The following is a 22,266-nucleotide window of genomic DNA, read 5'->3' as shown; positions in this document are numbered from 1 at the left end:
TGGGTTGTCTGGAGCTTTTTAGTAAAAGCTTAGGAGCTTTTCAGTAAAAACTTAAGAGTTTTTTAGTAAAAGCTTAGGAGCTTAAAACAAGCAATTAATAAGGTCTTTTCCAACTTTTAAGACAATTTATTGTATTAAGGGGGTTGGGAAAATCCTTCCTCATTCGTTATAAAGATGAGAACAGATAAAAACGAATAGATATCTATGTTAAAAGAAGAAACCATTGAGCACCTGTTCCGAATGCACTACGGTGCAATGTTCAGACTGGCAGTAGCAATGCTGCACGATTCTGATGAGGCAAAAGATGCCGTGAGTGAGGTGTTTGCACGATTATTCCGTGACAATACTTACCTGCCTAAGAAAGGAACAAGTGGCTATCTGCTTGTAAGTGTACGCAATCAGTGCTTAGATATCATCAGACAGAAACAGTTGAGAGAGCGTGTTAATAAGCTGTTGACAACAGAAACAGAACCTGACTTATCGCACGTACAGCACCAGACTGATCGATACATGGCATTATTGGCATTTGCTGATAGTAAGCTGACATCACAGACGCGCACAGTCTTCCGTCTACGCTTTGACAAGCAACTGTCCTATAAAGCCATTGCAGAACAGGTTGGCATCAGCGAAGCTGCTGTCTACAAGCACTTGATACAGGCAATTAGGAAGATGAAAGAACAATTTAATCCCAACCAGAAATGAAAAAAGATAGTTACGGACAGATGGAAAGGTTGCTTGACATGATGGAGCATCCTGACCAATATACTGATGAACAGCTTAATGAACTGTTGCGTGGTGATGAGTTGAGGCAAACATATCAACTTATATCAGACACTACCAGTGCATACGAGTACAGACGGACTTCCGATAAACTGACAGATGAAATCATAGAAGAGGAATGGAACAAGGTAATGGAAAAGAAGTCTACTTCCAGACCTATATACCGCTATTACAGACAGATAGCAGCAGTAGTCATTGGTATTCTCACTGTATCGGGAATTGCCATTGCTGCAGTTAGCATTGTCAAAGGTAGTAGAAAACAGTTGGCAACGGATTCAGCTGTTACAGTCACAAACAACATAGTTCATACAAAAACATTAAGGGAAAAAGACTCTACACGCACAACTGCCACATATAGCAAGCTGGAAGAAAAGAGAGTAGGAGAGATACTTCCTCCCAAACAGTTTGATAATGTTATGTTACAGGACATTGTTCAAGAAATATCAGATTACTATGGGATAAAAACTGTCTGTCGTAACCCAGAAGCAGGACAGCTACGTTTGCGCTTTCTTTGGAACAGAGACCAAAGTGTAGAACACGCAGTAAAGACACTAAACATGTTTGAAAAAGTACAGCTAACTTTGGCTGACAGTACAATCACCATAGAATAAAACACTATGAGAAAGCATCTCTTTCTTGGTATACTGCTACTGATTGTCTGTGGTGTACAGGCGCAGCATATTACCCGAAACTATAATAATACATCCCTACCACATGTGCTGACTGATATTGACAATGCCAGCCAAAGGTATACAATCAACTTCATATATAATGAATTAGAGGATTTTACAGTCACTGTAAACCTACGTAACCGCACCGTTCCCGAAGCAATACGAGAGGTATTGGGTTTCTATCCCATGCGCATGACCGTCAGTGATAGCCTTATCTTCGTAGAATGTACACAGAAAGTACCTACAAAGGTCATTGGACACATTGTTGATCAGCACAACCAGCCTGTACCGTTTGCCAATGTAGCTTTGTTGAATCCATCGGATTCCAGTTTCATCAATGGCGGAGTGACCAATAACGGGGGAGACTTTGTCATACCATGTAGTCAACGGAAGGTCTTACTACGAGTTTCTTTCGTTGGATTCGCTACCTACTATAAGCTGATTAATGTCGGCAATATCGGTACTATCCGTATGAAGACTGACCCATATACACTGAAGTCCGTGACAGTAAAAGGTATGCGCCGAGTTATTAAAAATGATGTTGACCGACTGCAATATCTCGTCAGTAATGACCCTTTCTCCAAGGGGATGAATGGTATAGAAGTGATGGGGCGTGTACCAATGCTAAATGTCAGTGACGAAAGTGTCAGCATCGTAGGTAAGGGCATTACCCATATCATGCTTGATGGACATATCCTTGAAATGACTGCCGATGCTGTAAAGGCAAAACTCCGCAGCTTGAAGGCAGAAGATATTGAGCGTATAGAGGTGATAACTATTCCACCAGCAAAATATAAGGCAGAAGCCAATGCGGGATACATCAACATCGTCATGAAGCGTGACCAGTCGAAAGGGTGGAGTGGGAGTATCAGCGAGGAGGTGCAGCGGCAGTACCGTGGGCGGTATTTCCAGGATATAAACCTCAACTATGCCGGCAGGAAATTTGAGCTGTCCACAGGTCTGGGAATGTCTTTGGATAAAGTAATCAACGAGTCTTACTGTGTCTATGACTTCAAAGACGGTCATCAGCGCAGTACAAGAAAGCGGACCATAGCCCCCTGGCCGTCGTATAATGCAGATGCCATCGTGAAATATCATGCCACCCGGCGGTTGGAACTGGGTGTTATGACATCATTCTATACCGATCACACCTCTCCCGATCACACGTTTGTCTCAATCAACAGGGACACGACATTTACGACAGCCCATGCCCCTGCTGTCTGGAACAACAACATAAGTACGACACTGTATGCAGAATACAAGCTCGACTCATTGGAGAAGACACTCAATGTGAACTATAATTTCTTCAACAGCAATGCTCCCACACAAAGCGAAAACGTATCGGTAACAAACGGAATGACTGAATCACTACGCAATAAAAGCAAGGCAAATTACAAGATAAATGCCTTAAAACTTGATTTTTCCCTTCCCTTCAAGCATCTCTATATGGAGACTGGGGTATCTTTCTCAGCCATCCGCAATAAAACAAGTCTGATGCTGGAGAACCTTGCCAACGGACAGTGGAGATACAATGCAGATGAAAGTAATGAATTCTTGTATAAGGAACGAACCCTCGCTGCCTATTTATCGGCAAAGAAACTGCTCACAGAAAAAATCCAGATACAAGCTGGACTACGCTACGAACATACATGGACGGAAAGCAACCAGCTTACACAAAGACAAATCAGTCGCAGTCATTACGGACGCTTCTATCCCACGCTGCACCTGAACTGGCAATTGAAAGGGAATCAGAATATGGCATTTGCTGCCAACTGGGGGATAGAACGACCCGATTTCAACGACCTCAATCCTTTCCGTATCTATACATCCACCACTGATTACATGACAGGAAACCCTTATCTCGCAGCTGCCTATACTCGCAACATGGAGATAAACTACAGCAATGGGAAAGGACTTTATGCCGTTCTCTACAGCAGTCATGGCAAAGGGGAGACAGGCTGGAGAACCACATTCCTCGCAAACGGAAGTCAGGTAACCGGTCCCTATGACGGCCTGCGCCATGAAAAGACAGGTATCTATGCTAATTATAACCGCAATGTCCTGACATGGTTGAACCTTAACATAGGAGGAGAAGTATATTACTATGATTCCCATTCTGATTATCAGACGGACGTGTTACAGGTACATGGATGGGGCAAACGGGCTGAAGGTTCGCTCTCTTTCATGCTCAACCATCAGAAGACACTTATTGCCGAAGTTAACTATCACCACTGGTTCAGAGAATACTTTGCACAAACTCAAAGTAAATCTTATGCTTATCTGCAGATGAACCTTAAATATAGTTGTTTAGACGACCGTTTAAAAATAAGTTTTACCATTGGCGATCCTTTCCATCAGAATATCAATCGAAACACCATATTTTATAAGGATTATACTAATACGAACCAATTTGATAATCATTCCCGATATATCGGACTTCGTGCTACATGGTCATTTGGTGGCAAACAGGTTCATCGTACCTATCATGACAACCGTGATACAGAATCACAGCGCGCAAAGTAGGAAAGAGAATAAGTAAAAACTACAGAGTAGCACACAAAAGATGAGACAGCAACAACATTAAGCGGCATGAGAAATAACTCTTAGCTTTAGACTATAATCATTTTTCCTGTCACATCTGTCAATATTATAAAATACATATATATCTGGAAACTAAGCAAATAGTCTTAAATGTTAAAAGTGACAGCAAAATAGAATTAAAAATGTTCTTGCATATACATTAGTTCAATATTACTTCACAGTATTGTACAGTTGTGAGAATTATCAGAATAACTAAGTTGGATCAGAAAAAGCAAATTCTTATTTCTATGACATGATAAAAAGACAAGGTAACAAAGGAACTAATCTGAGTTGTTCACTTTGTTACCTTGTCTTTTTATGTTCTTTTTTCTCTTATCAATCTATTCTTTCAATCATTATTTGAACATTTCAATTCTCGCAAGTTTTTGAAGAACTTGCAAGAATTGGCAGGTGTTTGATAGATTGATTAAGCCTTACCCTTTCAGTATCTTCTTAATATCATTCAGCTTATTAAGGGCTTCAACAGGTGTAAGATTGTTCACATCGAGACCAAGGATTTCGTCACGAATCTGACTAAGGACAGGGTCGTCGAGTTGAAAGAAGGATAGTTGCATACCATCTCTACTCTGATCAAGATGCTCAACAGCCGCCTTACCGACACTACCTACTTGTGAATTATCCTTTTCAAGTTCCTTGAGTATAATGTTTGCACGCTTAACAATAGAACGAGGCATACCCGCTATCTCCGCTACATGAATACCAAAGGAATGCTCACTACCACCTTTCTCTAACTTACGAACGAAGATTATCTTTCCATCCACCTCCTTAACAGAAACATTAAAGTTCTTAATACGAGGGAAATTCTTCTCCATCTCGTTCAATTCATGGTAGTGTGTAGCAAAGAGGGTACGTGCTTGTGCACGTGAATGTTCGTGTAGATACTCTACAATCGCCCACGCAATGCTAATACCATCGTAGGTACTTGTACCACGTCCTAACTCATCAAAGAGTACAAGAGAGCGTGGAGTGACGTTATTAAGAATGTTTGAAGCCTCCGTCATCTCAACCATAAAGGTTGATTCTCCTAATGAAATGTTATCCGAAGCACCTACTCGTGTGAAGATTTTATCCACCATTCCGATGCGTGCTCGTTCAGCAGGAACGAAACAACCAATCTGTGCTAACAGTACGATGAGGGCTGTCTGACGCAACAAAGCAGACTTACCTGCCATATTCGGACCCGTAATCATCATGATCTGTTGGTGTTCCGTATCAAGCAGTACATCATTAGGCACATACTGTTCACCTATCGGTAGCTGCGTTTCTATCACTGGATGGCGACCCTGTTTAATGTCTAACACCTCCGAATCGTCCACTACTGGACGCACATAACGCTGCATCTGCGATACCTTCATAAATGAAAGCAGACAGTCAAGATGGGCTATAAGATTGGCATTAATCTGTATCTGTGGGATAAACTCCTGCATATCCTGTATCAACTCCATATAAAGCTGAGTCTCCAAAGCCAATATCTTCTCATCCGCACCAAGTATCTTCTCCTCGTATTCCTTAAGTTCAGGGGTGATATAACGCTCTGCCTGCGCTAATGTCTGCTTACGAATCCAATTCTCAGGCACCTTATCTTTAAAGGTATTGCGCACCTCCAAGTAATAACCGAACACGTTATTAAATCCTATCTTTAGTGAGGTAATACCCGTCTGTTCTACTTCCTTCTCTTGAATCTCTAATAGATACTGCTTTCCATTATCACGAATAGAACGCAAGTCATCAAGCTCCTGGTTATAACCCAAGGCTATCACATTACCTTTCGCAACTAACTGTGGAGGGTCGGCCTGTATCTCCTTTTCTATTCTATCACGTAAAGACTCACAGAGATTCAGCTGTTCTCCAATCCTCTTCAGCGTATCGCTCTTCGCATAAAGGCAAGCAGTCTTAACGGGTTGGATAGCCATAAGGGCATTCTTCAGCTGTACTACCTCACGAGGTGACACACGACCGACAGCTACTTTTGATATAATACGCTCTAAGTCACCAATGCGATGGAACTGTTCATTGATACATTCGCGGAAATCTGGCTCTCGGAAGAGATAATCAACCACGTCTAAACGCTCATTGATAGGCTTTTCATCCTTCAGTGGGAAGACCATCCAACGGCGCAACATACGTCCTCCCATCGGCGTAACCGTATTGTCTATGACATTCAAAAGCGATGAACCATCCTCATTCATTGGGGCTATCAGCTCCAAAGAACGGATAGTGAAGCGGTCCATACGCACGTATTTATCTTCTTCAATACGTGCTAAGGAAGTAATATGATTGATGTGTGTGTGCTGTGTTATCTCTAAATACTGCAGAATAGAACCTGCTGCAACAATTCCATTATTGAGATGGTCGACACCGAAACCCTTTAAGTTCTTTGTTCCGAAATGCTTTAATAGTTTCTGACGTGCCGTCTGGTCAGTAAACACCCAATCGTCCATCTCGAACGTACAAAGGCGTGTACCGAAGTAGCGTTCGAACTCTTGTTTCTTCGCACGGTCGAAGAGTACCTCCTTAGGTTGGAAATTTCCTAATAGCTTTTCGACGTAGTCAAAGGTGCCTTCACCTGTCAGAAACTCTCCTGTAGATATGTCTAAGAAACTGACACCACATGACCCTTTACCAAAGTGTACCGCTGCAAGGAAGTTATTCTCCTTATAGTTCAGTACGTTATCGCTCATGGCAACACCTGGAGTGACAAGTTCTGTGATACCACGCTTCACCATCTTGTCCATTGCCGACAAACCCTTCTTGCCTTTGATAGCCTCACGTTTCTTCTTTGGGTCTTCTAACTGATCGCAGATAGCCACACGCTTTCCAGCACGAATAAGCTTAGGAAGATAAGTATCAAGGGCATGATGCGGGAAACCAGCCATCTCTATCGAGTCGCCACTCCCCCCATTATTACGACGTGTAAGGGTAATACCGAGTATTCTTGCTGACTCCACAGCATCTTCACCATACGTCTCATAGAAGTCACCACACCTAAAAAGCATTAATGCACCAGGATGTTGTGCCTTCATTGAGAAGAACTGTTTCATCATTGGGGTAAGTCCCTTATCGTCTTTTGCCATATCTTTTACTTCCTTATTAAGTCTTTTCTTATTTTATCCTTAGACTTACAAAATTACAAAAATAAGGAGGAAAGCCCAAATAATTAATTACCTTTGTCTAAAATAAACACAAACATGGATATATTAATTATAGGATTAGGAGTTATCGGAACAACTTATGCTTCTGTGTTTAAAGAGGCTGGACACAATGTTGAACATTATATTCGGGAAGGAAGTAATAAGGAATATATAAGCAATATTGAAGTTACATTATTAGATGGAAGAGAATCATCAAAAGGTATTCAAGTCAAAAAAGAATATACTGTAAATCCACATTCAAAGAAAGAATATGACATGATTTTCGTAAGTATCTCACAAGGGAAGATTGCCAATGTGATGGAGATACTACGAAAAGAAACATTCAAAGGCACAATACTCTTATGCTGTAATCTATGGTATGACAAGCAATATCTTGATAAAATTATGCAAGGATATGATTATATCTTAGGCTTTCCCGTTGCTGGAGGTTGCATAAAAATAAAAAAGAAGAGCTTGCTACTAAAGCTGAACTTGATTGTTGTTTATTCGACCATTTCATGATAGAGTCTAAAAATAAGACAATCATATCAAATTATGAGGCTATTTCTAATCTATTTAAGTCCTCTAACATAAAACTTGAGAACCCTTATGACATGTTGGAATGGATATGGATACACATGGCTATCAACGCTGCAGTTATCTCTGTCATAGGTAAAAATGGAGACATAAATGACAGTATAACATCAGTTCATAAACTTATGAATTCTCTAAAGCTATTGGCAACTACGATTAAAACTATTCGTGAGACAACAAAAATAGCTGCTTCACGTGGTATTAATATGAAACATTACAGAAATGAATTATGGGTATATAAACTACCAGCTCAACTTTCTGCCATTTTCATGAAGCGTATGTTTGCCACAAATAATCTTACAAGAAGGATTATGGAACTACATGGGAACATTGACGACTTGTTGTATATTTGCAATAGCGTATATAAAGAAGGAAAAATAAATAATGTTTCAGCTCCACTTTTTTATCAGTCTTTAGAAGATATTACAAGAAGAATTACAAATAAATAAAACAATTATAAGGAAGAAAAAAGGTTCTTCCGTTAAATGTGTGGACGCTTTTCGTATCGCTTTAACGGAAGAACCGAAGTTACTCATTAAACCCAAATCGGTCATTAGACTACAATGTTTCAGGAAAAACATTTCATTTAAGACTTCGAAAATCTGCTGATACAATTTAGAAAAATCATTACATAATTTCGAGTAAAACATCTATAACTAACAGCAAAACCACATACAAAAATCAAGTATGTAATCAACAGCAAATCAATTAATTATAAACAGTAAAGTAAAAGGTGCTTAACTGGACTTCAAAAGGGCGTTAGTAAGGGTCTTAAAGGGCACCTTCTGCAAGCAAAAAGGGCGTCTTTTAGAAGCTAAAAGAGCATGTATTGGTTTTGAACCACACGAAAATAACTTACAAAACTCAACTAATAAGGGAATAAGTTGTTTGTAGAAGGCAGATAGACATTGCACCTAATTACGTTTATTCTGTAGTTTATGCCCCGTTCTAAAACCATCTAATCGGGGGGTAATCATACCATATATGTAGATTACATTTAATGGAAGAACCCTAAATTAGACATTAATTACTATTCATAAAACAAATTGCACGAATACTCATTGATAAGGAATATTCGTGCAATTAGCGTAATTCGTAGTCGAAAGCGAGTTATGGTAGTTTTCCTTCTTTGCCTCTTGAGCGCAGAATTGACCATACACCGAGGGCAATAAGAGGAATACTTAGTATCTGTCCCATATCGATTGGCAGACCTGCCTCAAATGCTTCCTGTATCTCCTTTGTGTATTCAATGAAGAAACGGAAGGTGAAGATAAGTGTAAGACAGAGTCCGAAATAAAGTCCTGTACCCACTTTCTTAGGATATTTCCTATACACGAAATAAATAAAAAGGAAGATAATTAAGTAGGCTATTGCCTCATAGAGCTGTCCCGGATGGCGTGGTTTATCGTCTACATTATAGAAGATAAAAGCCCAAGGAACGTCTGTTACCTTACCAATAATCTCTGAATTCATCAGGTTTCCAAGGCGAATAAAGCAGGCTGTGATACCTGATACGATACCGAAGAAGTCAAGTACTACCCACGTATTCATCTTCGTCTTGCGAATATAAAGGAAGAGGGCAATCAGTAATCCAGCCACTCCACCATGGGATGCGAGTCCTTGATAACCCACATACTTCCATGAACCGTCAGCCATTTCACGAATAGGAATAAAGATAGTCATGATTCCTTTCCAAGAAGTGAGGAACTCCTCTGGTTCATAAAAGAGACAATGACCCAAGCGGGCACCAATCAGTACGCCAAAGAAGACATAGAGGAAGAGTGGATCAAACTGTGATGGAGGAAATTTATGACGCTTAAAAAGCCACTGCATCATAAAGAATCCCAAGGCAAGACCTACCAGCCAGCACATGCCATACCAACGAATAGGAAGGGGACCAAGCTGGAAAATCACTTCACTTGGCTGCCATGCAATATAAAGTAGATTATTCATAGTTATGCTATTAAAAGTGAAGATAGCACCAATAATTATCCCCTCTCTGAGCAGAGAGGGGTTAAATAGGGGCTATACATTAAATCTAAAGTGCATGATGTCACCGTCTTGTACAACGTATTCCTTACCTTCGATACCGAGTTTACCAGCCTCACGAATAGCTGCCTCAGAACCATATTTAATGTAATCGTCGTACTTGATGACCTCTGCACGAATAAAACCCTTCTCAAAGTCGGTATGGATAACACCCGCACACTGCGGTGCTTTCCATCCTTTATGGAAGGTCCATGCCTTTACTTCCATCTCACCAGCGGTGATGAAGGTCTGGAGGTTGAGCAGATGATATGCTTTTTTAATGAGTCGGCTCACACCACTTTCTTCCAAGCCAAGCTCGTCAAGGAACATTTTCTTATCCTCATAGCTCTCCAAAGAAGCGATATCTTCCTCTGTCTTAGCAGCGATGATCATTGCTTCAGCACCTTCTTCAGCTGCAATCTTCTCAATCATCTGACTGTATTCATTACCTGTCTTCGCACTTGATTCGTCTACATTGCAAACGTAAAGTACAGGTTTTGTAGTCAAGAGGAATAGGTCGTGCGCTGCTTGCTGTTCTTCCTTGCTTTCAAACTCAACGCTACGAGCATTCTTACCCTGCTCTAACACTTCCTTATAAGCCTCCAAGACAGATACCATTACCTTAGCATCTTTATTGCCTGCAGCAGCAACCTTCTGCTGTTTAGCAAGTTGTGCCTCGATGGTTTCAAGGTCTTTGAGCTGCAACTCTGTATCGATAATCTCCTTATCTTCAATTGGGTTGACTGCCATACCACCCTCACGTACCACGTTATCGTCCTCGAAACAGCGGATTACATGAATGATAGCATCGCACTCGCGGATATTACCAAGGAACTTATTGCCCAATCCTTCACCCTTTGAAGCACCCTTAACGAGTCCTGCGATGTCGACAATCTCACAGGTAGCAGGTACGATTCGTCCTGGATGAACAATCTCAGCGAGCTTATTCAAACGCTCGTCAGGAACGGTGATAACGCCGAGGTTCGGCTCAATCGTACAGAAAGGGAAGTTAGCTGCTTGTGCTTTGGCACTGCTCAAGCAGTTGAAAAGTGTGGACTTACCTACGTTTGGCAGTCCTACTATACCACATTTTAATGCCATATCTTAAATAAACGTTTATTTCTTTTGTACTTACATGAGGCAAACAAGGCCAAAGGAAATTGTCTTTCTATTTGCTCTATGTTGCTTATTAGCTGCAAAATTACATAATAAATTCGATATAACCGAGAAGAAGAGGAAATAAGGTAGATTACTCATAAAGTCCATCTCTTCTCTATCCTACGATTATAGGGATATAACGCATGTATTACGCTATATCCCTATAAGTAGGAGGTAGGATTCTATATAAAGCTTTATAAGAACCTATCCTTTATATATATAAGATAAGACTATACCTAAGTCTTGCTTATTTCACCTCTGATGTAATCGGACTGTTGATACCCTTCATTGAAACAAGGAACGCCTTGGCAGAACCGAACTTCAGACGCATATCAAGACGAACAGGGATATGGTTGCTATCATCCGTTACATAGAAGTTAGCTATTTCACGCCATTTATCATCCTCATATTCATAATAAGTGAGACGCAAACAACGATACTTATGATCATTATCAGCTTTAATGTTCTCCTTACCACCATAGACAATGCGAGCAGTATGACGGCTATTACCATCCACGATAGGGAACTTCACTACCTCACCTTTCTTCCAGTTCTCTGGGTCAAAACTACGTGCACGAAGGAAGATACTCATCATATCGAAAGAACAATCATCATGAGTATTTTCCATCCATTGATGTTTTCCTTCATGATTAATCCTATGCTGACGTATCTTACATCTACCATTTGGATAAGAGTAGAACACCTCATCCACCGTATAGCGCTTTCCTTCCCTTGCTCCCTTACGGAAGTATAGCGGCTCCATCTGCTTTGAGTTGTATGCAAGCAACGTATCTCTCAATATAAAGTAGTCATCAAGCTTACCATTACCACGTGTTGTCAATGAAGCACGATAAGCCGGAGTACCCTTATAAGTAGAGGAGACTGTGTACCAAGAAGCCGTACCTGCCTTCACCCATATAAACTTCCAGTTATAATAAAGGTTGTATGTTAGATACTCCCCACTACTAAAAGCCGTATTACGAAATGTACACTGTGCGGTGCTGCTGACGGCTATCATCGCAAACAAACATACTATATAAATCTTCAACTTTCCCATATTCTCCGTTTTATCCGTTCAACTTTAATATTATTCTTTATTTCTCTCTAAAAGAAAAAAGAATGTTTTAGTATGATGGCTTGTGGATTAGTGCAGAACTTTTCAGCCGTTTTCTTGCCTGGAAACTTATCAAACTTAGAGGTTACTTTATTAACAAGTTATTCCCATGTCTACCGTTTGATATTCAGGTACTATACTGAGTTATCAACATTATCCACAGTTGATGCAAAGATAATAAGTTTATATCTTTTTTGATATGTTAGTTGTGTAAAACTTCTATAAAACTGCATTAATAACCCTGTGGATATCCACAAAGAACCTTCTTCTCCTATTGCTGTGTGGATATCCACAGACTTATAAAGTAGTTATCAACATAGTTTTCCACATATTTATCAACAGTTATTGACGAAGAAGTTATATGTTTTTATGCGATACTGATTTCTTCTCTATGTTAGTTATGTGTGTTTTAAAATCCATTCTAAAAACTTTTATTTTCTTCTCCGATATATGGAATGATAAAGACTACCTAACACAAGATTTTATAACAACTTATACAAGATTATTTTTTATATTTAATTGCTGTTATTTTTAATATTTCGTGTAATACTACTGACTATTAATAAGTTAAGTGATAAGTTTTGATGACAGTAATGACAGCAACTTTTGTTTTGCTTGGAAATACTTCTTATCGGTACATAGTGACAACTTGATGTAATCATACTTAGCTAAGCACTAATCTTGTTGAGGTTTAATGATAATATAAAAGGTGTAGAAGAAAGATAGAATATGTGTTTAATAAAGTATTAGACAACCAAAGGTTGATAACAGTCCCTTGGTATCTTCCATTCTGATAGTTAGATAGATATAAAATAAAAGTTCACAATTAAGAATTATAATAAGCTTCAATTCTTAATATTATGGTAAGGATGATTTCCTTTCATAATACCCGAAATAAACAATTATAATTCTTAGTTGTGAACTATCTGATAGTGATAACGCTTTATAAGTCGTCCACTAAAGCAGTGCTTTTAGCGTATGCTGTACTCTTAGCCTCAAAGAAGTCGGTCTTTACCATATTAGCGTTAGAATACTGTCCAACCCACTTCATGTTTTCAGGTTCCTTCTGGTTGTCTTCATAAAGGAAGCCGAAGCCAAGTCCAGACCAGCGGAGATTGCCCAGATAACGGATGTAATCAGACACCATCTGTTTGTTAAGACCTTGCACATCATTGCCGATAACATACTGACCCCATGCTATTTCCTGACGAACACCTTCACGCATCATATCCTCATACACCTTTACCTTCTCAGGAGTAAACATATCAGGCTCCTCTTTCTTCAGCTCAAGAATAATACTGCGGAACAACCACAAGTGCGTATTCTCATCCCTATTGATATAACGAATTTCCTGAGCTGATCCCGACATCTTGCCGTTTCGACTTAGATTATAGAAGAACATGAACCCACTATAGAAGTAGATACCTTCAAGGATAAAGTTAGCAATGAGCGTCTTCATCAAGCTGAACTTATCTCTCTTCTCATGGAACTCATTGTAACAGTCGCCAATAAACTTATTACGGTTTAAGAGGTGCTCATCTGTCTTCCATTGATAGAGGATATCGTTACGCTCTTCAGGACTGCAGATAGTGTCGAGCATGTAGCTATAACTCTGACTATGAATACACTCTTGGAACGCTTGAATATGCAAACAAAGGTTTACCTCGTTAGCAGTGATGTATTCACTGACTGTTGGAAGATTGTTACTTTGAAGTGAATCAAGGAAGACAAGGAAACTAAGAATCTTGTCGTATGCTGTGCGTTCAGCCTTTTCAAGACGTGGATAATCCTTAAAGTCCTGTGAAAGATTGATTTCTTCTGGAATCCAAAAGTTATTCATTGCCTGTCTATACCAGTCACTTACCCATGAATACTTCATGTTATTGAAGTCATTCAGATTAGTAGTGTTACCCCCAATCATTCGTCTCAAGCGTAAGTCTGTATCGCCTGAAGGGTTGAATAAGGTATTACGTTTTAATTGATTGTCCATCATTTATACGTTTTCTTTATTGTTTTTATGTTTTTTATCCTATATCTTCCTTAGTCTCTTTAGCTATTGTCAAGATTCTTATTCCTATTCTTAAGAAGAACAGCTCTCGCACTCTTCCACCTCTAAGGACTTACTACGCACATAATAGATAGTCTTAACACCCTCTTTCCAAGCAAGTAAGTAAAGGTCGAGTATTTGGCGCATTGTAAAGTCATTGGTGATATAGAGGTTCATACTCTGTGCCTGGTCAATATGACGCTGACGCACACCAGAAGCACGCACACTCCACTTCTGATTGATAAGATAAGCACTCTTATACATCCAGTAAGTCTCGTCTGAAAGTTCAGGAGCGACACGTGGCAGCATACTTCCCTTCTTCTCTTCTAAGAAGAAACGCTTCATGATTGGGTCTAAACCAGCTGTTGTACCCGCAATAATACTTGTACTACTGGTTGGAGCGACTGCAAGTAGATAAGCATTGCGCATACCCTGCAAGGCAACAGTCTTACGAACGTCCTGCCATTCAGCACTGTCATAACCACGCTTATCGAAGTAAGCGCCCGTTTGCCAGTCACTTCCTTCAAAGAACTGATAGCTTCCTTTCTCCTTAGCAAGGTTTGAGCTGGCAAGAATAGCTGCTCGGTTGATAGTCTCGAACACCTTATCCATAAACTCCAAATGCTCTTCGCTCTCCCACTTAATGCGACGCTTAGCAAGAGCATGGTGATAACCACTGATACCCAAACCAATAGAACGATAACGCTGGTTGGTTATCTGTGCGTAAGGGACAGGATAGAAGTTAAGGTTGATAACGTTGTCAAGTGCACGAACAACCGTTGCCACTTTCTCTTGCATCTGTTCCTCGTCCTCTAATGGGAGCCTACCAAGAGACAGACTTGCCAAGTTACATACAACAAACTCACCTGGGCGAGTAGTTGTAACAACGATAGTATCGCCGTCTTTTGTCTCTACTTCCTTTGAAACAGTCTCTATTGGAGCCATGTTCTGAGCTATCTCTGTACAGAGATTAGAGCAGTAAATCATACCCTTATGGGCGTTAGGATTAGCTCTGTTGACCGTGTCACGGTTGAATGTAAATGGTGTTCCGGTCTCAACAGCAGAACGGAGAACCAATCTGATAATGTCCTTAATACTAATAACTCGACGTGAGAGACGCTGGTCGTTGACACAGTCAAGATACTTACGTTCCCACTCCTCGCCATAACAGTCCTCAAGACAATAGCCTTTAATACGCATGATTTCGTTCGGACAGAAGAGCGACCAGCTCTGATTAATGTCTTCTTCGGCCATCTTCCAAAACAGGTCTGGATAGCAGATAGCTGGGAAGATGTCGTGAGCCTTCATACGATCGTCACCATTATTGGTACGTAGTTGAAGGAACTCAGGTAAGTCTTTGTGCCATACATCTAAGTAAACGGCTACGGCACCTTGGCGCATACCCAACTGGTCGACGGCTACGGCTGTGTCATTAACAAGTCTCATCCAACGGATAACACCACCTGCTACGCCCTTGAAACCACGGATATTGCCACCTGTAGCACGTACCTTACCGAAGTACATACCCATACCACCGCCAAACTTGCTCACCTGTGAGAAGTTATCTAAGCTACGATAAATACCATCCAAACTGTCTGGTACGGTATCAATGAAGCAACTTGAAAGCTGATGACTTGGCTTACGAGAGTTAGAGAGGGTAGGGGTTGCCATCGTTACTTCCAACTTACTAAGCAAGTCATAGATGCGACGTACCCACATAAGACGGTCTTCCTTCTCTGGCATAGCAAGGTGAAGAGCAATACCAAGGAACATCTCTTGTACGCGTTCAATCACCTTTCCAGAGTAATTCTTGATGACATAACGCTTTAAGAGAAGGTCGAGTCCAGAATAATTAAGTAGTTTATTGCGTTCAGGGTCAATGAAGGTAGCAGCTTCATTGATTTCTTCTTCGCTATAGTTCTGAAGGATATAGTCGCCATAAAGGCCCTCTTCGGTCATGTATTTCAGCTTTCTATAGAAGGTTCTGAGCCCCATCTCCTCCTCTAATCGGCTGATATTCTTTTCTGAACGATATGAGAGAATACGAGCTGAAATCATCTCCCAAGACGGAGCCTCAGGTGTTGTCAATTCTACAGCAGCCTTGATGAGGGCGTCGATAGCGTCCTTCTGTGACATACCAGGCTTACTGAAGCTTGAAAACTTCTCCTGAAGAGTCACCATACTATACGACCGCTCGCGGTATTCGCGTGCCACGCTTTGTAAGACATCAGCCAACTTACGGTCGTCAGCTGCCCACGCAATGTAGTTGATAGCTTGTCGTTGCTCATTACGTTGATAGCGGAAGAGGATGTAGTTCTTCGCCTCGTCGTAATGACCATGAGCCATAAGACACTTCTCTACACGGTTTTGAATATCCTCAACAGTGCGTAGTTCGGGATTGTCAGTGATGAACTGTTCTACTTCACTTACCATTCCGGCTATCTCACTATCTGAGACTTCCTTCCCAGTACTGATGAAACTCTTTTTAATGGCTATCGAAATCTTGTTGTTATCATAGACTTCTATCTCTCCATTGCGCTTTGTTATATCCATTATTTATTATGTATAGTTTTCTTTTTTATTCTACTCTGACTACTTTATCACATTTACTTATTTCCTAATAAGTATCACTCTCTCAATTGGTTATCTTATTTAGTAGTTTTAATTAGCGACAAAGTTAAGGAAAAAAAACGAGAAGAAGTTATCCAGAATGGAATATTTTCAGCACTTAATCACTTTTAATTATTCTCTAAAAAAGATGATTTCTGACTACTCATTATTAGTGAGTTTGATACTAAAAATTGCTGTTTATACAAAGAGAAAAGTACTGTTTCTAAGCCTTAAAATTCTGTTTTATCCTCGTTATCAGTTCTTTTCATCTGCTTCCTCACTTTCTCCTGCGAATTATTTTCATGAAAAAAAATATTTTTTTTCGTGAAGAGAAATATTTTTTTTCATGAAAAAAAATTCTTCTTCTCGTGAAAATAAATCAGTGAAGACAAGAGGTTACCATGGAAGAAGCATTGTTAACGTAGATTATCAGTCCTCCTCAACCTTCTTATCGATGGTTAATAAGCACCAAAATCAATGTCTTCTTATAGAAAGAATATCAGAGATTTATTGTAACTTTGCAATAGTTTCCACAGAAGAAAGGTTTCTGCTGTATATGAAAATACTATCAGTAGACTTGAAACGATAGGTTGTCAGCTGAATAGGACTGTGTAGGATAGCTTTCTTTCGATAGTGGAAAATAGGATAAACAAAGAGACAGAAGAGAAATGATATTACTAAGTTTCGATACGGAAGAGTTTGATGTGCCACGCGAACACGGGGTAGACTTCTCGCTTGAAGAGGGAATGAAGGTGTCTGTGGTAGGTACGAATCGTATCCTCGACATACTGAAAGCGAATAAGGTCTGTGCTACCTTCTTCTGCACAGGTAACTTTGCAAGACTGGCACCAGAGGTCATGGAGCGCATAAAAAACGAAGGACACGAGGTGGCTTGTCATGGTGTTGACCACTGGCAACCCAAACCAGAGGATGTCTTTCGGTCGAAGGAAATCATCGAGGAGGTGACGGGTTTGAAGGTTGAGGGTTATCGTCAGCCACGTATGTTCCCTGTGTCAGAGGACGATATAGAGAAGGCTGGCTATCTTTATAACTCCTCTCTTAATCCTGCTTTCATACCGGGTCGATACATGCACCTCACTACTCCACGCACATGGTTTATGCAAGGTAAGGTGATGCAGATACCTGCCAGCGTCAGTCCTCACCTACGCATCCCACTCTTCTGGTTGTCATTACACAATTTCCCAGAGTGGTTCTATCTTCGCTTAGTTCGACAGGTATTACGCCACGATGGCTATTTTGTGACCTATTTCCACCCATGGGAATTTTATGAACTCAAGTCGCATCCAGAGTTCAAGATGCCTTTCATCATCAAAAACCACAGTGGACAGGAGTTAGTAGGACGGCTCGACCGCTTCATCAAAGCGATGAAGGCAGACAAACAAGAGTTTATTACCTATACCAACTTTGTGCATAGACAGAAGCAATAGGCGCTAAAAAAATATGATAAAACTTGCAACGGTCTCTCCTTGTTACAATGAGGAAGAGGTTTTAGAACAGTCGGCAGCACGGCTCATGGAGCTTTTCGACGAACTTATCAGTCAAGGGAAGATTTCCGATGACTCAATGATTGTATTTGTCAATGACGGTAGTCGTGACCGGACATGGGAGATTATCCAACAGCTCCACAGCCAGTATCCACGTATAAAGGGTATTAACCTCGCCCATAACGTGGGTCATCAGAATGCTATCATGGCTGGTATGATGACAGTAAAAGACTGGGCTGACGCTGTTATCACACTCGATGCCGACTTGCAAGACGACTATAAGAAATGTATTCCACAGATGGTTGAGGCCTTTGAGGAAGGTAACGAGATAGTCTATGGAGTGAAGGTTTCGCGCAAGGCCGACCCTGTGTTGAAACGTATGTCAGCCCAAGCGTTCTATCATCTACAGGAGAGAATGGGCGTGAACAGTATCTTTAATCATGCTGACTTCCGTCTGATGAGTCGTCAATCCTTAGAGATACTCTCTCATTATAAGGAGCGCAACCTCTATCTGCGGGGTCTCATCCCATCTATCGGACTCAAGTCAACGACTGTCGACGACCGTATCAGCGAGCGTACAGCTGGTACTTCGAAGTACACACTACGTAAGATGCTTGGGTTGGCATTAGATGGCATCACGTCATTCTCCGTCAAACCAGTCTACTATGTCATCTATCTTGGTATCGCTTTCTTGCTCATCAGCCTGTGTATAGGTATCTATGTCATCCATGCTTTCATAAATCATACGGAGGTGGCAGGCTGGGCTTCGCTCATTCTGAGCATCTGGCTCGTGGGTGCTATACTGATGATTTCAATCGGTGTAGTAGGTGTTTATATTGCGAAGATATATGAAGAAGTGAAGCAGCGTCCGCTTTATAACATCAGTCAGATACTCGATTAAGGTTCATTCTATATGTCGACACGCATCAAAGAGCTTTGGCAGCGATGGCAAAAAGACTTCTGGCGACTGTTCCGTTTTGGTATAACAGGAACGGTGTGTTCGCTTATTCACTATGGAGTCTATTGTCTTTGTTTGCTCTTTACGAACACTACTATAGCCTATACAGCTGGCTATGGCGTAGGACTTCTTTGTAACTACGGACTGACAACCTACTTTACTTTTAAGGGAAAGCCGTCAAAGCGTAATGTAGCAGGCTTTGTAGGCAGTCATATTCTCAACTACCTTTTGGAGATAGGACTGCTCCAACTCTTTCTTTGGTTAGGTGTTAGCAAATGGCTGTCGCCTGTCCTTGTGATGGTGATAGTCGTGCCTATCAACTTTGTTCTACTACGTCTTGTGTTCGTGAAAAGAAAGAGGTAGATGGGTGATGGGTGTTAAGTGTTGGGTGATGATGGTTAGTAAGGTGGTTGTTGAGTATTCACAGGATAGGTGTTGACTTATACCACGGTATTAGATGAGCGGTAGGACATTAATAGAAAAGAATAAGAAAAGAGTTATCCCCAAGCACTTTCTGGAAAGGAAGGCGCTTGGGGATAATACTTTACACCTTATTATATACCTCAAGAATCTGTGAGGCTACATCTTGATTCTCAAATCGTTTTACGTAGTGTTGGCTCTTAACGACTATTTCCTGGCGATGCTCTATCGCTGAAAGGATTGCAGCTGCATTGCCATCGACGTCGTCTGGACCCACATAAAGGCAGTCTGGACCACCTGCTTCCTCTAAGCAACTACCCGTGGCAGCCACTACTGGGAGTCCACTCTGTATGGCTTCGATGATAGGAATACCAAAGCCTTCATAGCGAGAAGGATAGATGAAGGCTTCAGCCTGATTGTAGATAGCTGCAAGAAGGTCGTTGGGAACACCCTGTAAGAAATGGATTCGGTTGCCAATCCCTAATCGTCTAATTTCTGCATCGAGCTTCTTCTGATATTTCGTCAGCCTGCCTACGATGACAAGATGGAGGTCGGAAGGTAGTTTTGCCATAGTTTGAATACCCAAGAGGATATTCTTTCGCACTTCTACCGTCCCTACATTTAATATATAACGTTGTGGAAGTTGATACTTACGACGGGCCTCTTCAATCAGTGAAGGACTGACCGACTGACTGAAACGGGTGCTACAGCTTTGATAGACAAGGTCTATCTTGTCTTCTGGGAAGTCACCATAATATAAGATGTCACGCTTCGTACATTCGCTAATCGCAATGATACGGCTTGCCTCCCGTAGTGTTTGATAGAACTTACGCTTGTAGAAGAAAACGTCAATAGGGGGATAGAACTCCGGATGACGTAGGAAGATAAGGTCGTGAACAGTAACTACACTGGGGATGCCGGCTGCTGCCAAGCCAGAAGGGAGTTCGCCTGAAAGACCGTGATAGAGCTCTACTCCATCTTTCTTTAAGTCTTTTACTACCCCTTTCACACGCCACCAGTCGCGCTGTAGACGGAAACGAAGGTGGTTGGGGTAGCAGAACTGTATGTTATCTCGCAGTTCCACCTGATTGCGAAGGTCGTCACGTCCAGCATCAGGAGCATAGAGTCGTAAGTTTGTGTCAGGCATTAACGGAGCAAGGTCGTTGATGAGTGTACGCCCATAGCTGCCTAATCCAGTGCCATTCCTTACTATTCGTTTGGCATCATAACCTATTATCTTCTTATTCATGAGCGTTAACCTTTTCTATTGGGGTATAGTCCTTTGTGCATAACTCGTAACAAAGCCACAGCCAAACAATACTGATAGGAAGTGCACGGAGCGCATAGGTCTGTATATAATCATGTCTTATCGTCTTTGGAATGAGGTCGCAATTACCCATGCCAGATAGGATGAAGACAAATACCATTAGTGCTATCGCCCACTTACCACGCTTCCAAGGAGCTGCGGTGTACCATATACAAACGCCTAACAAGGCTATCACGTAGCCGCTGGCTTCGCTACCTGTACTAAAGAGGATGACAAACAAGAGTACAGAGGCGAGTATGGTCTCACGGAAGGCAAGGTTCTTATACTGTGAGAAGCGTAGGTAAGGAAGGGCAAAGAGTGCCATTCCAGGGATGATAAGCCACAGGTCTGAATAGTCCGCATGCCCTGTTGTACGACGAACAAAGCCTAATAATGAGATGTTTTGAGCAAAGGAATTGAGGTTATGTGTGTTCTTCTCCACAAGACAAGTGAACCACTCGTGGTATTGTCCGATGACATAATCGGGCGAACTGATGGCCATTGGGGCTAAGAAAAGTATTACCGACCACACTGCTAACCATAGTGTCAATCGTAGCTTATGCCGTGAAAAGAGAAAGAAGGCCAATCCCACAATGCCATAAAGCTTCACCAACGTACCTAAGACGATGAAGAAAGCTGCCCATCCTTCGTGCTCCTTCTCAATAAGAAAGAATGATGAGAGGATAATAGCGGCAATAGCTATGTTGAACTGCTGCATGAATAGGGCTGTTAACAATGTGAATCCGCAGAACCAATAGATGTAGACTTGCTGTGATTTACGCAGTCCTGACCAATAGATAGCCGCAAACAACCAACCAGATAAGAATAGTAACCACAATAGCATACCAGCCCATTCGGGTAAAAGGGCAAAGGGGGCTATGATTAAAGAGAATAGAGGACCGTAATGATTGACGTCGCTATACTCTGACGGATAGGCTGCATAGAGTGATGTTCCGTTCACTGTGTGCCAGTAAACACCCTTAAATATAAGGAAATTATTGTGACTACGATGCAACTTCAGCATACCTACTAATGATAGTAGAGTCCATATACCTAAGAGAACACGGCGGTCGGAGAGAAAGGGGAGGGTAAGGAATTGTTTTATTCTTTCTTTCATATCAAATTCGTTTGCTTGCTTTATATGCGAATAACAGCACAAAAGTAACAATAAAGAATGATATATATGCCATTAATAACCTATTATTTATGAAAAGCCTACCGACTCAATAGTGTTCTCTCATAGTTATTTCGGGCTGTAAAGGCTTTTTTCATAAGAAAAGAGAAAGCTATACTCTTATTTAGAAAATTATTATATATCTTTGTAGGTATCATCATTTATTACC

The 22,266-nt window shown here is 41.1% G+C and carries 16 protein-coding genes; 8 read left to right on the top strand and 8 right to left on the bottom strand.

Annotated features, from left to right (window positions below; translation table 11 throughout):
- Nucleotides 1-204: 204 nt before the first annotated feature.
- From HMPREF0666_RS11310 to HMPREF0666_RS11300, 3 genes are read left to right on the top strand one after another with little or no spacing between them, the layout of a single operon-like run.
- Nucleotides 205-702 carry an RNA polymerase sigma factor gene (locus HMPREF0666_RS11310; protein ID WP_009012490.1) on the top strand — a complete coding sequence of 166 codons (498 nt, stop codon included), beginning with the start codon at nucleotides 205-207 and terminating at the stop codon, nucleotides 700-702.
- Nucleotides 699-1,391 (top strand): DUF4974 domain-containing protein, encoded by a 693-nt coding sequence (locus HMPREF0666_RS11305; protein WP_009012489.1) that lies wholly within the window; start codon nucleotides 699-701, stop codon nucleotides 1,389-1,391. The genes HMPREF0666_RS11310 and HMPREF0666_RS11305 overlap by 4 nt, the downstream gene beginning before the upstream one ends.
- A gap of 6 nt (nucleotides 1,392-1,397) precedes the next feature.
- Nucleotides 1,398-3,974, top strand: a complete 2,577-nt coding sequence (locus HMPREF0666_RS11300) for an outer membrane beta-barrel family protein (protein WP_009012488.1) — start codon at nucleotides 1,398-1,400, stop codon at nucleotides 3,972-3,974.
- Between the two features lie 491 nt (nucleotides 3,975-4,465).
- Here HMPREF0666_RS11300 and mutS read toward each other — a convergent pair whose 3' ends face one another.
- Nucleotides 4,466-7,126, bottom strand: coding sequence for a DNA mismatch repair protein MutS (gene mutS / locus HMPREF0666_RS11295; protein ID WP_009012487.1), 2,661 nt, complete (start codon nucleotides 7,124-7,126; stop codon nucleotides 4,466-4,468).
- Between the two features lie 114 nt (nucleotides 7,127-7,240).
- Here mutS and HMPREF0666_RS18150 point away from each other — a divergent pair, with 114 nt between their 5' ends.
- Nucleotides 7,241-7,705 (top strand): ketopantoate reductase family protein, encoded by a 465-nt coding sequence (locus HMPREF0666_RS18150; RefSeq protein ID WP_009012486.1) that lies wholly within the window; start codon nucleotides 7,241-7,243, stop codon nucleotides 7,703-7,705.
- A 116-nt stretch (nucleotides 7,706-7,821) separates the two neighbouring features.
- The gene (locus tag HMPREF0666_RS18145; RefSeq protein WP_232214100.1) at nucleotides 7,822-8,226 is read left to right on the top strand and encodes a hypothetical protein; all 405 of its coding nucleotides are present in this window, start codon (nucleotides 7,822-7,824) and stop codon (nucleotides 8,224-8,226) included.
- A 661-nt stretch (nucleotides 8,227-8,887) separates the two neighbouring features.
- On the opposite strand, the gene lgt is transcribed toward HMPREF0666_RS18145, so the two are convergent.
- The 5 genes from lgt to HMPREF0666_RS11265 all read right to left on the bottom strand — a co-directional run bounded on the left by lgt (nucleotide 8,888) and on the right by HMPREF0666_RS11265 (nucleotide 16,677).
- Nucleotides 8,888-9,730, bottom strand: coding sequence for a prolipoprotein diacylglyceryl transferase (gene lgt, locus HMPREF0666_RS11285; RefSeq protein ID WP_009012484.1), 843 nt, complete (start codon nucleotides 9,728-9,730; stop codon nucleotides 8,888-8,890).
- A gap of 72 nt (nucleotides 9,731-9,802) precedes the next feature.
- Nucleotides 9,803-10,906, bottom strand: a complete 1,104-nt coding sequence (gene ychF / locus HMPREF0666_RS11280; protein ID WP_009012483.1) for a redox-regulated ATPase YchF — start codon at nucleotides 10,904-10,906, stop codon at nucleotides 9,803-9,805.
- Between the two features lie 304 nt (nucleotides 10,907-11,210).
- Nucleotides 11,211-12,020 (bottom strand): DUF3108 domain-containing protein, encoded by an 810-nt coding sequence (locus tag HMPREF0666_RS11275; protein ID WP_009012482.1) that lies wholly within the window; start codon nucleotides 12,018-12,020, stop codon nucleotides 11,211-11,213.
- 1,000 nt (nucleotides 12,021-13,020) lie between these two features.
- A complete protein-coding gene (locus HMPREF0666_RS11270) occupies nucleotides 13,021-14,067 on the bottom strand; it encodes a ribonucleotide-diphosphate reductase subunit beta (protein ID WP_042856313.1) in 1,047 nt (348 codons plus the stop codon).
- 90 nt (nucleotides 14,068-14,157) lie between these two features.
- Nucleotides 14,158-16,677: a ribonucleoside-diphosphate reductase subunit alpha gene (locus tag HMPREF0666_RS11265; protein WP_009012479.1), complete on the bottom strand. Its 2,520-nt coding sequence runs from the start codon at nucleotides 16,675-16,677 to the stop codon at nucleotides 14,158-14,160.
- A gap of 725 nt (nucleotides 16,678-17,402) precedes the next feature.
- On the opposite strand from HMPREF0666_RS11265, the gene HMPREF0666_RS11260 reads away from it, so the two are divergent.
- The 3 genes from HMPREF0666_RS11260 to HMPREF0666_RS11250 are packed head-to-tail and all read left to right on the top strand — an operon-like array spanning nucleotide 17,403 to nucleotide 19,560.
- Nucleotides 17,403-18,182 carry a polysaccharide deacetylase family protein gene (locus tag HMPREF0666_RS11260; protein WP_009012477.1) on the top strand — a complete coding sequence of 260 codons (780 nt, stop codon included), beginning with the start codon at nucleotides 17,403-17,405 and terminating at the stop codon, nucleotides 18,180-18,182.
- Between the two features lie 13 nt (nucleotides 18,183-18,195).
- Complete coding sequence (locus HMPREF0666_RS11255) at nucleotides 18,196-19,140, top strand: glycosyltransferase family 2 protein (protein WP_009012476.1); 945 nt, start codon at nucleotides 18,196-18,198, stop codon at nucleotides 19,138-19,140.
- A gap of 12 nt (nucleotides 19,141-19,152) precedes the next feature.
- Nucleotides 19,153-19,560, top strand: a complete 408-nt coding sequence (locus HMPREF0666_RS11250; protein WP_009012475.1) for a GtrA family protein — start codon at nucleotides 19,153-19,155, stop codon at nucleotides 19,558-19,560.
- Nucleotides 19,561-19,741: 181 nt separating this feature from the next.
- On the opposite strand, the gene HMPREF0666_RS11245 is transcribed toward HMPREF0666_RS11250, so the two are convergent.
- Nucleotides 19,742-20,866 carry a glycosyltransferase family 1 protein gene (locus tag HMPREF0666_RS11245; protein WP_009012474.1) on the bottom strand — a complete coding sequence of 375 codons (1,125 nt, stop codon included), beginning with the start codon at nucleotides 20,864-20,866 and terminating at the stop codon, nucleotides 19,742-19,744.
- Nucleotides 20,859-22,040, bottom strand: a complete 1,182-nt coding sequence (locus HMPREF0666_RS11240) for a glycosyltransferase family 87 protein (RefSeq protein ID WP_009012473.1) — start codon at nucleotides 22,038-22,040, stop codon at nucleotides 20,859-20,861. Before HMPREF0666_RS11240 ends, HMPREF0666_RS11245 begins: the two co-directional genes overlap by 8 nt.
- Between the last annotated feature and the right edge of the window lie 226 nt (nucleotides 22,041-22,266).

The organism is Prevotella sp. C561, assembly GCF_000224595.1.
GTDB lineage: Bacteria > Bacteroidota > Bacteroidia > Bacteroidales > Bacteroidaceae > Prevotella > Prevotella jejuni.
This window is presented reverse-complemented; position numbering and strand designations above follow the sequence as displayed.

Coding starts and splice junctions, on each gene's coding strand:
- lgt (WP_009012484.1), bottom strand. CDS start 9,730: ATGAATAATCTACTTTATATTGCATGGCAGCCAAGTGAAGTGATTTTC.
- HMPREF0666_RS11250 (WP_009012475.1), top strand. CDS start 19,153: ATGTCGACACGCATCAAAGAGCTTTGGCAGCGATGGCAAAAAGACTTC.
- HMPREF0666_RS11305 (WP_009012489.1), top strand. CDS start 699: ATGAAAAAAGATAGTTACGGACAGATGGAAAGGTTGCTTGACATGATG.
- HMPREF0666_RS11240 (WP_009012473.1), bottom strand. CDS start 22,040: ATGAAAGAAAGAATAAAACAATTCCTTACCCTCCCCTTTCTCTCCGAC.
- HMPREF0666_RS11270 (WP_042856313.1), bottom strand. CDS start 14,067: ATGGACAATCAATTAAAACGTAATACCTTATTCAACCCTTCAGGCGAT.
- HMPREF0666_RS11260 (WP_009012477.1), top strand. CDS start 17,403: ATGATATTACTAAGTTTCGATACGGAAGAGTTTGATGTGCCACGCGAA.
- HMPREF0666_RS11245 (WP_009012474.1), bottom strand. CDS start 20,866: ATGAATAAGAAGATAATAGGTTATGATGCCAAACGAATAGTAAGGAAT.
- HMPREF0666_RS11275 (WP_009012482.1), bottom strand. CDS start 12,020: ATGGGAAAGTTGAAGATTTATATAGTATGTTTGTTTGCGATGATAGCC.
- HMPREF0666_RS11300 (WP_009012488.1), top strand. CDS start 1,398: ATGAGAAAGCATCTCTTTCTTGGTATACTGCTACTGATTGTCTGTGGT.
- HMPREF0666_RS11310 (WP_009012490.1), top strand. CDS start 205: ATGTTAAAAGAAGAAACCATTGAGCACCTGTTCCGAATGCACTACGGT.
- HMPREF0666_RS18145 (WP_232214100.1), top strand. CDS start 7,822: ATGGCTATCAACGCTGCAGTTATCTCTGTCATAGGTAAAAATGGAGAC.
- HMPREF0666_RS18150 (WP_009012486.1), top strand. CDS start 7,241: ATGGATATATTAATTATAGGATTAGGAGTTATCGGAACAACTTATGCT.
- ychF (WP_009012483.1), bottom strand. CDS start 10,906: ATGGCATTAAAATGTGGTATAGTAGGACTGCCAAACGTAGGTAAGTCC.
- HMPREF0666_RS11265 (WP_009012479.1), bottom strand. CDS start 16,677: ATGGATATAACAAAGCGCAATGGAGAGATAGAAGTCTATGATAACAAC.
- mutS (WP_009012487.1), bottom strand. CDS start 7,126: ATGGCAAAAGACGATAAGGGACTTACCCCAATGATGAAACAGTTCTTC.
- HMPREF0666_RS11255 (WP_009012476.1), top strand. CDS start 18,196: ATGATAAAACTTGCAACGGTCTCTCCTTGTTACAATGAGGAAGAGGTT.